10 protein-coding genes are annotated in these 13,304 nt (G+C 36.3%); 6 read left to right on the forward strand and 4 right to left on the reverse strand.

What is annotated here, in order from left to right; translation table 11 throughout:
- Window positions 1–132: 132 nt before the first annotated feature.
- Window positions 133–861, forward strand: a complete 729-nt coding sequence (locus EG358_RS15915; RefSeq protein WP_076562056.1) for a hypothetical protein — start codon at window positions 133–135, stop codon at window positions 859–861.
- 103 nt (window positions 862–964) lie between these two features.
- Here EG358_RS15915 and hemB read toward each other — a convergent pair whose 3' ends face one another.
- On the reverse strand, window positions 965–1,954 hold the full coding sequence (hemB, locus tag EG358_RS15920) for a porphobilinogen synthase (RefSeq protein ID WP_076562057.1): 990 nt from the start codon (window positions 1,952–1,954) through the stop codon (window positions 965–967).
- Window positions 1,955–2,073: 119 nt separating this feature from the next.
- Here hemB and EG358_RS15925 point away from each other — a divergent pair, with 119 nt between their 5' ends.
- The 3 genes from EG358_RS15925 (at window position 2,074) to EG358_RS15935 (ending at window position 4,756) form a co-directional block, all read left to right on the forward strand.
- Window positions 2,074–2,424 (forward strand): T9SS type A sorting domain-containing protein, encoded by a 351-nt coding sequence (locus EG358_RS15925; RefSeq protein WP_076562058.1) that lies wholly within the window; start codon window positions 2,074–2,076, stop codon window positions 2,422–2,424.
- A 105-nt stretch (window positions 2,425–2,529) separates the two neighbouring features.
- A complete protein-coding gene (locus EG358_RS15930) occupies window positions 2,530–3,441 on the forward strand; it encodes an ABC transporter ATP-binding protein (RefSeq protein ID WP_076562059.1) in 912 nt (303 codons plus the stop codon).
- A 4-nt stretch (window positions 3,442–3,445) separates the two neighbouring features.
- A complete protein-coding gene (locus tag EG358_RS15935; RefSeq protein WP_076562060.1) occupies window positions 3,446–4,756 on the forward strand; it encodes an ABC transporter permease in 1,311 nt (436 codons plus the stop codon).
- A gap of 210 nt (window positions 4,757–4,966) precedes the next feature.
- On the opposite strand, the gene EG358_RS15940 is transcribed toward EG358_RS15935, so the two are convergent.
- The 3 genes from EG358_RS15940 to EG358_RS15950 all read right to left on the reverse strand — a co-directional run bounded on the left by EG358_RS15940 (window position 4,967) and on the right by EG358_RS15950 (window position 8,413).
- Complete coding sequence (locus tag EG358_RS15940) at window positions 4,967–5,644, reverse strand: porin family protein (protein WP_076562061.1); 678 nt, start codon at window positions 5,642–5,644, stop codon at window positions 4,967–4,969.
- 18 nt (window positions 5,645–5,662) lie between these two features.
- The gene (gene sucD, locus EG358_RS15945) at window positions 5,663–6,535 is read right to left on the reverse strand and encodes a succinate--CoA ligase subunit alpha (protein ID WP_076562062.1); all 873 of its coding nucleotides are present in this window, start codon (window positions 6,533–6,535) and stop codon (window positions 5,663–5,665) included.
- A 1,206-nt stretch (window positions 6,536–7,741) separates the two neighbouring features.
- Window positions 7,742–8,413, reverse strand: coding sequence for a hypothetical protein (locus tag EG358_RS15950; RefSeq protein ID WP_076562064.1), 672 nt, complete (start codon window positions 8,411–8,413; stop codon window positions 7,742–7,744).
- 372 nt (window positions 8,414–8,785) lie between these two features.
- Here EG358_RS15950 and EG358_RS15955 point away from each other — a divergent pair, with 372 nt between their 5' ends.
- On the forward strand, window positions 8,786–10,432 hold the full coding sequence (locus EG358_RS15955) for a T9SS type A sorting domain-containing protein (protein WP_076562065.1): 1,647 nt from the start codon (window positions 8,786–8,788) through the stop codon (window positions 10,430–10,432).
- Window positions 10,433–10,436: 4 nt separating this feature from the next.
- Window positions 10,437–13,295, forward strand: coding sequence for an RHS repeat domain-containing protein (locus EG358_RS15960; protein ID WP_123890131.1), 2,859 nt, complete (start codon window positions 10,437–10,439; stop codon window positions 13,293–13,295).
- Window positions 13,296–13,304 lie beyond the last annotated feature (9 nt).

A 13,304-nucleotide genomic window follows, 5' to 3' on the forward strand; every position in this document is an offset into this window, starting at 1 on the left:
GTCGTTTACAGAAGATTTTATTCATGTCAATCTATTATTAAATCTTGTGAATCCTTTAAATTGTGATGATAATTAAGATCAATTTCGACAATTTTTATTTAATTTTAAATCACCAAATCATAAATAATAATTATGCAAACCAATCAACAATTAAGCGACTTAATGGCGCTGGATCTGGGAATCAACCTGATTAACAGAAGACCTTATGCAAAAGAAGTTTTTAAGTGGCAGGATATCGAGCTTCTCCCCCATTCGTCAACCGATACTTTACTTTGTGAAATCTACGAGTGGAACGGACGAAACTGGCGCACAACCAATAACAACCTCATCGGTTATTTATTTTCGGGTGAACAGTTAAATACGGTTAAAAATCAATTATTAAATACTCCAAAACATACAGCGTTAATTCCAGATTTTGAATTCACCAAAGACAGCATGATCGAATACGGTTTGTCGTTACCCTCTTTATTTAACATTGGAATTAACGGAAATATCAACAGCGCAAAAAATTTTTCTATCCGTGTAAATGGAGTTACAAAATCGAGAATTACCAATATCGATTCACCAGGAATCGAAATTTTGAAGAGTTTTTCAGCTTTCACGCAATCAAAATCTAAAACCTACCGTAAAAATATTAAGTTTAATTACTTAAGCACTTCTTTATTTTATGCTGAAAGTGTAGAAATTTTTCTTGAAAAAGAATCGGGAATTAGTTTGGATGTCAGTTTTCAGACAACTAATGTTAATGTAGAAGCAAAAGTGGATACCGATACCAAAAAACATTTTGTTTTAAAATATTCCGGAAACCAAGCTCCTTTTGCAGCGAAATTTGTAAAAGGAAAAAACTTTGATGTGGAATAAGCTTTTTTAGTTATGAGTTAAAAATTATGAATTATGAGTTGATTGAAACAGAAGATCTCTTTGAAATTAACTCATAATTCATAACTCATCATTTTAAACTCTTTTACCTGTTTAAAATCATTGCAGCTTCTTTTGCTGCGTATGTGAAAATCATGTCTGCTCCTGCTCTTTTGAAGCAAGTTAAACTTTCAATGATTGCTTTATCATTATCCAGCCAGCCATTTTGAGCAGCTGCTTTCAGCATTGCATATTCTCCGCTTACATTATAAACTGCAATCGGCAAATCAATTGCTTCACGCACTTTTGCGACAATATCCAAATACGGAAGTCCTGGTTTGATCATAATAATATCTGCACCTTCTTCCACATCTTTGAAAACTTCATTCAACGCTTCACGGGAATTATGAAAATCCATCTGATAGGTTTTTTTATCTTTCGGAATTTCCATATCATCTTTTGGTGCGCTGTCTAAAGCACTTCTGAATGGCCCGTAAAAAGAACTTGCATATTTTGCCGCGTAACTTAGAATTCCCACATCATGAAATCCGCTTTCTTCCAAAGCTTCACGAATTGCTAAAACTCTGCCATCCATCATATCACTCGGTGCCACAATGTCAGCTCCGGCTTCAGCATGTGACACAGCCATTTTTGCAAGCGCATCATTGGTAGCATCATTGATGATTTTTCCGTTTTCTATGATTCCGTCGTGACCGTAAATTGAGTAAGGATCTAAAGCTACATCAGGCATAATCACCATTTCAGGAATAGCGTCTTTAATTGCCTTAATAGTATTTTGCATTAAACCATCTTTATTCCACGATTCTTTTCCGGTATTATCCTTTAAATCATCTGAAACTTTCATATAAAGATTAACCGCCTTTACTCCTAAAGAAAATAATTCTTTGCATTCTTTTACCGTAAGATCGATGCTTCGCCTGAAAATTCCGGGCATTGAAGCGATGGCTTCTTCTTTATTTTCACCTTCCATGACGAAAATAGGCATTACAAAATCGTTCACTGAAAGACTGCATTCTCTTACCAAACCTCTCATCGATTCATTCACTCTTAGTCTTCTGTTTCTAGAATATATCATCTTTGGAATACTTTTTGAATAATTTATTGCAAATTTAATATAAGTTCTACAAAAAACTATTGCAGAGAATTATATAATTTATTATTTTTGTTAGTAATATTTAAGCAAATTTATCGTTGATGAAAAAACTTTTACTTTTATTTATATTTTTTGGCGCTTCTATCATGTTTTCTGACAATTTGAAAGCACAAATAAAAGAGCCAACCTCCACAAATCAAAAATCTGATGACGGTGTGCTTACAGCATATCCGAATCCTGCTAAAGATTTTTTGATGGTGAAAGCTAAAGATGCTTCATTAAAAATAAAGAATGTTACTTTTTATTCTATACTAGGAACCCAGGTTGCTAGCTACAATGTAAACAGTAACAATACTGAAATTAATATTCAGAGATTGAAACCCGGAAAGTATCTGATACGATATATTCTAAGTGACAATACACAGAAAGTTACTCAAATAGTAAAACAATAATATTCAAATCCTGATAATCATCAGGATTTTTTCTTTTAGCACATTTTTTTTTAATTATTCCGTAACTTTCGGGATATTTCATAACTAATTGTAAAAACAATTTTAATGCTAAAAGCTGAACAAATTACTAAAACCTACAATGCCGGAAAAAAGACCGCATTAGACGATTTTAGCATACACGTTCCGAAAGGAAGTATTTACGGTCTTCTAGGGCCAAACGGAGCAGGAAAAACTTCATTCATCCGAATAATCAATCAGATTACACAAGCCGATTCTGGGAACGTTTTCATTAACGGAGAAAAACTGAATCCGAATCATATTAAAGACATCGGCTACATGCCGGAAGAACGTGGTCTTTATAAAAACATGAGCGTTGGAGATCAGATTCTTTACTTCGGTGAACTGAAAGGAATGACAAAAAATGATGCCCTGAATGAAGCAAAAAAATGGTTTGATAAACTCAATATCGATCAGTGGTGGAAGAAAAAACTGTCTGAACTGTCGAAAGGGATGGCTCAGAAAATACAGTTTGTTGTAACGGTTCTTCACAGACCCCATCTTTTAATTTTGGATGAACCGTTTTCAGGTTTTGACCCGGTGAATGCCAATTTAATTAAAGATCAGATCATCGAACTTAAAAATAACGGAACCACTATTATTCTTTCTACACACAGAATGGAAAGTGTAGAAGAAATGTGCGATTACGTAGCGTTGATCAATAATTCTAAAAAGATAATTGACGGAAGAGTTTTTGATGTTCGAGAAAAATTCAAGAAAAACATTTTTGGAATTACTTTATCTGAAGTCAACGATGACCAGTTTGATCAGTTTAAAGACAAGTATGGAATTTTCAACATGACTAATGAAAACAATTTGGTTTCTTTTGATCTGAAAAACGAAGCAGATCAGAATAATATTCTTTTAGATTTGGTCAATGTAGGAAAAGTAAGATCTTTCGACGAAAGAATTCCGAGCATGAATGAAGTATTTATCAATGCGGTAAGCAATCACTCTTAATTTTATGAACAATATTTTTTTAATTACAAAAAGGGAATTTCTTACGCAGGTTAAGAAAAAATCCTTCGTTATACTCACTTTGCTGGCTCCGGTAATGATCATTGCTTTCGGAGCGGTTATCGGAATGATGTTTAAAGCCAATCAATCTCACAATGTGATTGAGGTGGTTGATAACAGCGGGCTTTTTAAAGGACAACTGAAGTCTGATGAGAAAATCAATTATGTTTTTATTCCTTCCGCTGAAGAACAGGCTAAAGTTAAAAACCTAAAAGGCAACGAAAGTCTTGACGGAATTTTAATTCTTCCGGTTTTATCAGGCAATAATTTTGATGATTTAGAAAAAAGCACACGATTGGTTGTAAACACCAAAATAGGTTTTGATACCAAACAACAAATTATTTCAGACATTACAAATGTCATCAAAAAAGAGAAAATAAAAAAACTTGGAATTCAGGAAGCTCAACTTGCTGATCTTGACAAAAGTTTCACTTTAAAAACCATCAATGTCTCTGAAGACAATAAAGAAGATTCAGATTTGGCATTTGGCGTAAAAAGCGCTTTGAGTATGGTTTTGATGTATGTAACATTTATGTTTATCATCATATATGGTGTACGTGTCATGCGAAGCGTTTTGGAAGAAAAAAACAACCGTGTTGTAGAGATTATCATTTCCTCTGTAAAACCTTTTGAATTGATGATGGGTAAAATTCTCGGAGTAACCATGGTTGCTTTAACGCAGTTTATTGTATGGATTATGATGTCTGTAGTCGGAGCTTTAGTTTTGAACACAGGATTTGCCTCACTTCAGAAAAATATTCCCGGAGGAAATGAAGAATTGATGAGCAAACTTGATATTGCACAAATTGCAACACAGGTTTCTCACAGTTTACTAGAATTAAATTTCCCGTTGATTATTTTTGTATTCATCGTATTTTTCCTTTTGGGATATATGTTTTACAGCTCTGTTTACGCTGCAATTGGTTCAGCTGTTGACAATGAAACGGAAACGCAGCAGTTCACTTTATTTGCCATTCTTCCGCTTACCTTAGGGATGTACGGAAGTATTTCTGTAATCAATAATCCTGACGGACCGGTTGGTTTCTGGATGTCGATTATTCCATTTACTTCACCTGTTGCGATGGTGGCGAGGATTCCGTTTGGAGTTCCGGCCTGGCAGATTGCTTTGTCGATTGCTTTGCTTTTAGGAACAACTATATTTATGATTTTCCTAGCCGGAAAAATTTACCGAGTTGGAATTTTGATGTATGGAAATAAGGCGACCATGAAAGAAATCTGGAAGTGGATCAGAGGGTAAAACCTGCTGAGATCGCTAAGACTTTTTAATTATTATAAATATTTTTCGATCGCAAAGTCGTTTCACATAGCAATGGTTAGTCACATTAAAAAGAATAAAAAATACTAAGAATTTTTATACTATAAAAAGCAAAAAGCTACCAAGATATTTATAAAAACAAAAATCCCGAAGTATAAACTTCGGGATTTTGTATATTTTGATTAAAAAATTTTATTCAAAAATATAGCTTAAAGTCAAACTGAGAACCTGCTCGGATTTCTTTTTAGCCGTATTGGGATCTTGCGTAAAACTTTCAACAAGATTAGGATACGTATTTGAAAGTCCTAAATCATATTTTAAAGCGAGTTCCAACTGTCTTTTGTAGCTATATCCTATTCCTGCACCAATGGCGAAATTAAAGCTATTTGCTTTACCATTAATCTTCGGATACTCAGGAACGGTTACATTAGGATCGTAATAAGGTCTTCCTACAGGAGCATTTTTTACATTCTGACTCAGCAAGAAATTAAATCTCGGACCAATTAATCCAAAAAATTCTGATTCTGCTTCAGAAAAATACCCTTTAAAGTAGATCGGAACGCTTAAATAGTTATTGGCATATACTGCATCATAACCATCAGCACCTTTCGAATCTTTATTTTTCCCTGACTCGCCGGCTCCGTAATACGTAACCTCGGGTTGCAAATAAAACTGATCTGCTCCACCCATTGGAATTAAAGCTAAAAGCCCGCCCTGAAAAGCAAATCTTGCTCCTGAAGGGTTGTGTGCATTTTTAACTCTGGAATAGTTTGCACCTGCTGTAAGACCAAATCTTGTACTTCTTAAATCGATTTGTGCGAACGATAAAAAAGAAAAGGCCAATGCAGATGTTAATAAAATTTTTTTCATATCATATTTGTTTTTCGCTTATCCTAAGATCTTTGCTACAGTAGCACCAATGTCAGCAGGAGAATCTACAACGTTGATCCCGTTTTCTCTCATGATTTCCATTTTTGCCTGAGCTGTATCTTCATCACCACCAACGATTGCACCAGCGTGCCCCATTGTTCTTCCTTTAGGAGCAGTTTGCCCTGCGATGAAACCTACAACTGGTTTTGTAGAACCACTTGCTTTGTACCATCTTGCCGCTTCAGCTTCAAGACCACCACCGATCTCACCGATCATTACAACCGCTTCAGTTTCAGGATCGTTGATGAATAATTCTAGAGCTTCTTTAGTTGTAGTTCCGATAATCGGGTCACCACCGATTCCGATTGCTGTAGAAATACCGTAACCAGCTCTTACCACCTGATCAGCAGCTTCGTAAGTAAGTGTTCCTGATTTTGAAACGATCCCTACTTTACCTTTTTTGAAAACGAAACCTGGCATAATACCAATTTTAGCTTCTTCAGAAGTGATGATTCCAGGACAGTTTGGTCCGATTAATCTGCACTCTCTGTCTGCAATATAAGATTTTACTTTTACCATATCTGCAACAGGAATACCTTCTGTAATACAAACGATCACTTTGATACCTGCTTCAGCAGCTTCCATGATAGCATCTGCAGCAAATGCAGGCGGTACGAAAATAATACTTACGTTGGCTCCAGCTTTTGATACAGCATCAGCTACCGTATTGAATACCGGCTTACCTAAATGCTCGCTTCCTCCTTTCCCCGGAGTAACACCACCAACTACGTTTGTTCCGTATTCGATCATCTGACCAGCGTGGAAAGTACCTTCGTTACCTGTAAATCCTTGTACAATTACTTTAGAATCTTTGTTTACTAAAATTGACATTTTATTGTTTTTTAAATTTATTTATTTTAATGCTCACAAATTTACTTATTTTTCTTTGAATTTGAATAAAACCTTAATGTGAATCTTAATTCCATTTTATGATATATAAGGTATCGGAAAATATAAAATCAAAAGTTTAATTGTATATGGGAAAAACAATCTATATAAAAACCATGTAAACCAAAACATAAATAACTGATTTACATGGTAATACAAATAAAAACTCGCTACCTCTTTATGATCGACGGTTTAAAAAAGAATATCAGATTCTGCGAAAAATTTGAAATAAGATGACAGCAAAGGCTTAGTGTGATTTAATTATTGTACGTTACCGTTAAGCAAAATTGTTTAGCTCTGCTGAAAACTCTGCTGACTGTAAAAGAATACAGTCAACATCACACTGAATGTCGGCTCAAATACTCGTAAAGTAATCCGGTTATGCACAAATACCATGTTGCTTCTCAATAAAATCATCTGTCACAGATTAAATGTTAGCAATACCACTAAAACTACCGTCTGTCATACTCAAAATATGATCTATCTGCTTCGGAAAGTAATCTGTATGAATCGAAAAGCCGTCTTATCTGGTCAGAAAGATGTAGTACTACCCTATTTTGTCTGATAGCATTTACTTTTTACTATTTGACAGTGCAATATGTTATGCTAAACAATCATCAAACACATTGTGCATTTTACAGATATCGTCAAGTGACTGATTATTTACATTTTTGTATTCTTGCTTACCCTTAAAAATAATATTTAACCTCAGTTCGGGATAAGAGATTCTGATAATAGTTTTTAAATCATTAAACGCAAAGATTTTATAATTAAACTTTCTAATTTTAGAAAGCAAAGGCAAATAAATTTGCTTCGCAAAGCTTGAGCAAAAGCTTTATAAAATCAACTTGTTGATTAATCTTTGCTTACTTTATTATAAGAGCATAAAATTTACCTTTGCGGCAAATATATAATAAACTAACGGTTAATATTTTACGATTATTACTTAACCCGAACTCAGGCTATTTATTATAAAAAATTTGTCTTTCCCAGCGATAAAAGAATGCTGGGAAAGACAAAGAATTGTAAATAAATAAATAAATAAATAAATACTGATATCAGGCTAACAAAGGCATTGCAGATATTTTCGAAAGATAATTAAATGCACAATGGTTAATTATCAGGTAATCAAATATCAGCCATTCTTTTTTAATTCTGTGATGGAATTTCATTATGGCGTATTCCGAGATCTGCTGTTTTACGGGAAATTTTGTAGTTCCCGTACAATGAGGGATTTAGGATATCATACTTTTTCATCAGTCTGTCGAGCTTCTGTAAACATGTTCCTAATTTTTTAAATTCTGCTTTCAGATCCTGAGTGGCATTCTGGCTTGTATCGATACTTACCCCTGCGTCATACGCTTTGGCATCAAAATTATTAATAGCAGCCAACCACTGACTTGTTTCGGAAGCAGTTACATAGTCAGGACTAAGATTTCCGATATGATCATTGACCACATTATAAAGCCTGTTGCAATAAATTTTTGCTTCTACACCAGTCAATCCGTTAATTTTAGATTTACTCGTGGTAAGCTGTTTGCTCAACGGGCTGTCTTTATCATCAAAATAATCAGCAGCTGTATTGGCATACGCCACCGTAAGATTAATCATTAATGATCTTGCATCTGCTTTTAAACCTGTATTTGCTGTAGTATCGGTCGTCTGAATTGCCACTAAACTGTCGAGATGATCAACAATAGTATTCAGTTCTGAAATTCTTACTGTCACAGGATTATTACCTGCGTATTTTGCCTGTTCAGCAGAAAAGAATTGTCGTAGAGTTTTGGCCATGTTCAGCCTGTTGGACTGTTTTGTCGTCATTGTGTTTTTATTTAAGAATAAGAACAAATTTAGAAAATATTTCGACATATTCAATATTAAACAATAATAATTAATAAATACACAAACATTCTACTTGATTGTTATTAAATTTATTAGAAACAGAAATTAATTATTAAGCTTCGAAAGTCTCATCTTTTCTGTATTGTCCAATTGTGGAATGGAGATCAATACATAAATAAACCTAAATTTTTCAGTGCTTCATGATATAAAATAACACGTCATTTTTTGTCGCAACAATGATTTTCTTTTGCAGCATAAAATCATATACTTACAAGACTTGTATCAAACAGTTGTGACATGTGTTAAAAAAAGTTAAATTAGCAAAGTAATAATAATTAAAAAACGCAAATCATGAAAAAACTGTACATGAGTGCATTACTGCTAAGCAGTACCGCTATTCTAAATGCTCAGGAGGTGATATGGCAGAAAGATATTAAATCTTCTACTCAGGATTTTCTCTCGCAAGTCACCACGACAGTCGATCAGCAATATCTTATCACAGGGAGCAGTATTCAGGCAGCAGGTAAAACTGCAGTGTCATCTGTAGCTTCAAAGCAGAATAACGGCTACGATTTTCATCTCGTAAAACTCAATCAACAGGGAGAAGAAGTCTGGGAGAAATATTTCTCAGGAAAAAACCACGACTTTTTATCGGCAACGGTTGCTACGCAGGAAGGTGGATTTCTTTTGGCGGGAACGTCGCATTCGGGAAAAGGTTTAGATAAAAAAGATGCTTCTAAAGGTGGATCTGATATCTGGCTTATCAGAATTAATGAATTCGGAGATGAATTGTGGCAAAAAACTTTAGGAACATCGCAGGATGAAGAAGCAAGATCTGTAATTCAGACCGCAGACTTTGGTTTTATGGTGGCAGGAAATGTTCAGAATTCAGCCAACGGATTCGGCTCTAAAGATGTGACCGTAACAAGGCTCGATAAAAGCGGAAAAGTTCTTTCAGAATTAATATTAGGAGGAAGAGGTTTGGATGAAGTGGAAAAGATGATTCCTACACCTGATGGAGGAGCGTTGCTGGGAGTATACTCTAGAAGTGGAAAGTTTATCAATGATAAGAGATCAATGATCAATGATAAACCGTCGAGTAATAAAATCAACGATCAATTATCATCTATCAATTATTCCAAGTCCACTGAGAACTTTGGTGAAGGTGATTACTGGGTAATCAAGCTTAGCAAAGACAATAAAATAGAATGGGAAAAGAATTTTGGAGGTAAAGGAGATGATCATTTGAGAACAATGGTTTTTACTTCATCCGGATATATTATTGGTGGAGAATCAAGGTCGGAAAGATGGGGAAACAAAACCGTCGGAATTGAAGAAGGAACTGATGTTTGGCTGATTTCTTTAAACACAAAAGGAGATGAACAGTGGCAGAAATCTTACAACTTTAAGAATCGAGATATTCTGATGGGGATGAATGTAATTAATAAGAGTCAGGATAAAAGAGAAAAGAACCAAGACCTAACCAAAGGAATATTGTTGGGTGGTTACACTCAGGCTGAAGGAAGGATTGAAGCCGATGATGAAACATTCTGGATGCTTTATATTGACAATGAAGGCAACGAGCAATGGCGAAAACATGTGAAAGGAGAATCGAGAAAGAAAGAGGAAAGGCTTTCTGATCTGAAGATGAATAAGGATGGTTCTATTGTTTTAGCGGGAACAAGCGCTGAAGAACTAGGAAAAGAGAACTGGAAGATTGTAAAGTTGGGAGATTCGCAAATTGATCAGTTAATCGAAAAACAGAATATTAAAATCTATCCGAATCCTGTGTCAGATTATGCTTACGTTGAAATTGGATTTGATTTCATGGAGGCTGATATTATTATTTACGATATGGGAGGCAGACAATTACAAAGTTTAAAAACCAAGAATAAAGTGACTAAAATCAATACGCAGAACCTTATTCAGGGAGCTTATCTGATTGTGACAAAAACTGATACTGAGAAAACTGCGAATGCAAAAATTATTAAAAAATAAACACATGAAAAAAATATCTATACTGCTATCGGCTGCGATGGCGCATTTATACTTTGGTCAAAATCTGGATGAAGGATTTTCAAAGCCAGAAGCTTCAGTAGCATCGTTATCTACCTATGTAAATACACCTGTCTCTTATGCGACAGGGATTCCGAATATCTCATTTCCACTGACATCACTTCCAACACACAGCAAAGATGTGAATATAAATATTGCATTAAGCTATCACCCAGGCAACATGTTCAGTGATGACAGAGCTAGTGAAGCCGGATTAGGCTGGACCGTTCTGGGAGCTAATGCGGTAATCTCAAGAGAAATAATTAACGGAACAGATGAAAGGTTTTATAAAACTGATGCTGGTAACTACAATAAAAATCCTTTTGATGATATCTATTATTACAGCTTTGGAGGTCAATCAGGCAAATTCAGGTTTGTAAGAGACACTGTAAACAATACGTTTGAGATTGTAAAGCTAACCCCTTCTAATGTAAAAATCGAATATGTACGGGAAGCCAATAATGCTACACTTCTGCTCCAGAGCTTTAAAATAACCGACGACAAAGGTACGATATACCTTTTTGATGTCAACAGCAGAGCAGCCAATAAATTTGCAAGCCTGGCAGGCGTTTATAAATCTGCTTTCTACCTCACAAAAGTGTACAACAACAGAATGCAGGAACTCTATGCTGTGGAATACCAGATTGAGAATAAAAGCGCTCCACAGGCTTATCCGCAGGAAATTAGCCAGCAGACCTGTAAAGTCAAGAAGATCACTTCCAGAGATTACGGGACGATAGATTTTGATTATGTAAAGGAACTGGTGCCTCAAGCATTTAATGACCCCTATAAGCTCACAACGATAACGGTGAGAAACAAAGCCGGGGATCTCATGAACAAGTACGCCTTTGTGTACAATATGCTTAGCAGCTCTATCATACCTGGGAAAAGAATACTGACAGAAATAATAAAGTATGACAGAAGCCTTTCTAAAACCGAAACCACTGCTTTTGAATACAACAGGTCAGGAAGTCCTAAAGATTATGGACCTATACCGGGCAAGTTTAAAGATTATTTTGTGTGTGATGATGAGATCATGCACTTTGACGACCCTAAATATTTTCCTTTCGGAACACTGAAAAGAGTAAAACTGCCGACAGGCGGAGTTGTAGAATACAATTTTGAGACCAAGGAATATGCAGTAGAGGATCTCAGTAATTATATCGCACAGGAAGTAGGTTTTACAGAATTCTCTCATCCGCAGTTTCAGTATCTGAAGCCGGTTCTGAATGTGGATTTTGATACGCATCTGGCCTCCCAGTTCAGCTTTACGGCATCACCGAATGCTACTCTGTATGCCCGTTTCAGAAAGCTGGAAACCTATCCCCACCCTTTTGATCCGAATGCTGATCCGGGGCTGGATTACAGTATTGCATCTTCATCCGGGGGTGCTCCGTACATCGGTGACCAGCTTTGTGTAAATGAGGCAGACCTCATCACCACAAAAAAATACTATCCGGACTCCGGTAATTATACACTGAAAATCCTTTCACCTACAGGCGGAAGAGGAACAATTGATATCTACGAAATTGCTCTCAAGACTCCGCCTTATAAAAACGCACTTACCGATAAAAGCCTCAGAATCGAAAGTATTCGTTATTTCGAGAATGCTGCTACAGCAACCCCTGCCAAAACAGAAACATTTGTCTATGACCGTTTTGATGATGCCAATACCTCATCAGGAGATCCTTTTTTTGTCAGTACAGGAAACGGGGAGTCAATAAGCAATCCTATTTATAAAAACTTAAAAGTGCTGAACGGGCAAAACGGAGGCTATACGAAATACTACTTTAAAACTCCTTCAGACTATCCTGAAACCCAGCTCGGGAATTTCGGTTCGCTATTCTGGCCACACCTGAATATCACCACGGGAGGCCTTCTGGCAAAGAAAGAAGTATATAATGCACAGAATGTACTGAAGGCATCAGAAAATCATGAGTATACGCTCCAGTCAACAGGTACTGTCACATACAGAAACGAGGGGCATAATACACTGACTTCTTTTATTAAAAACCATACAGTAGATTCAAAAGTATTTGATTCGGGTCAGCGTGGAGTCACTACCAGATCGGAAACCTCTGTTTCGGAAGCCGGAGGCTTAAGTGTTGAGATGCAGAAAACCACCCAATCTGACGGCAGCATTACAGAGACCCGTTACAAATACTCTAAAGACACCAACCATACGGCACTGATTGCTGCCAATATGGTTACGGTGCCTTTGCAGACCGAAATAAAAAGAGACGGTATGGTGATTGCAAAAAATGAAACTAAATACGACAATGCTCAGCAGCTCTATCCTACTTCTGTACTCAGCTACCTGCCGGATGACCAAACCAGCAGCCTTACGGCGGTGAAGTACGATGTATATGACGATTCAGGAAACCTTGTGCAGTACACAGCCACTCCCGACGGAGCTTCAAACGGTGCTCCTGTCACCATCATCTGGGGATACAACAAAACGATGCCTATTGCAAAAATAGAAGGTGCCAGGCTTTCTGATATTCCGCAAAACCTTATTACTGCAATCATAAATGCCTCCAACGAAGATGCTGATGCTGCGGCTTCTGCTGCTCCGGCCAAAGAAACGGCACTGCTTGCTCAGCTGGAAAGCTTTAAAAACAATTCAGCATTGTCGGGTTTTATCATCACTGCCTATACCTATGATCCAATGGTAGGAGTTACCAATGTGCTGCCCCCTAACGGGATTCGCGAGATGTATATTTATGACAGCTTCAACAGGCTGGAAAAAGTAAAGGATGCCAACGGAAATACACTGAAGGAATACGGATACCATTATCAACAATAAAACACAGTC

Origin of the sequence: Chryseobacterium indoltheticum (genome assembly GCF_003815915.1) — a bacterium.
Lineage (GTDB): Bacteria > Bacteroidota > Bacteroidia > Flavobacteriales > Weeksellaceae > Chryseobacterium > Chryseobacterium indoltheticum.

Bases quoted from the DNA above. Each gene is read 5' to 3' on its own strand.
- EG358_RS15915 (WP_076562056.1), top strand. From the start codon at position 133: ATGCAAACCAATCAACAATTAAGCGACTTAATGGCGCTGGATCTGGGA.
- hemB (WP_076562057.1), bottom strand. From the start codon at position 1,954: ATGATATATTCTAGAAACAGAAGACTAAGAGTGAATGAATCGATGAGA.
- EG358_RS15925 (WP_076562058.1), top strand. From the start codon at position 2,074: ATGAAAAAACTTTTACTTTTATTTATATTTTTTGGCGCTTCTATCATG.
- EG358_RS15930 (WP_076562059.1), top strand. From the start codon at position 2,530: ATGCTAAAAGCTGAACAAATTACTAAAACCTACAATGCCGGAAAAAAG.
- EG358_RS15935 (WP_076562060.1), top strand. From the start codon at position 3,446: ATGAACAATATTTTTTTAATTACAAAAAGGGAATTTCTTACGCAGGTT.
- EG358_RS15940 (WP_076562061.1), bottom strand. From the start codon at position 5,644: ATGAAAAAAATTTTATTAACATCTGCATTGGCCTTTTCTTTTTTATCG.
- sucD (WP_076562062.1), bottom strand. From the start codon at position 6,535: ATGTCAATTTTAGTAAACAAAGATTCTAAAGTAATTGTACAAGGATTT.
- EG358_RS15950 (WP_076562064.1), bottom strand. From the start codon at position 8,413: ATGACGACAAAACAGTCCAACAGGCTGAACATGGCCAAAACTCTACGA.
- EG358_RS15955 (WP_076562065.1), top strand. From the start codon at position 8,786: ATGAAAAAACTGTACATGAGTGCATTACTGCTAAGCAGTACCGCTATT.
- EG358_RS15960 (WP_123890131.1), top strand. From the start codon at position 10,437: ATGAAAAAAATATCTATACTGCTATCGGCTGCGATGGCGCATTTATAC.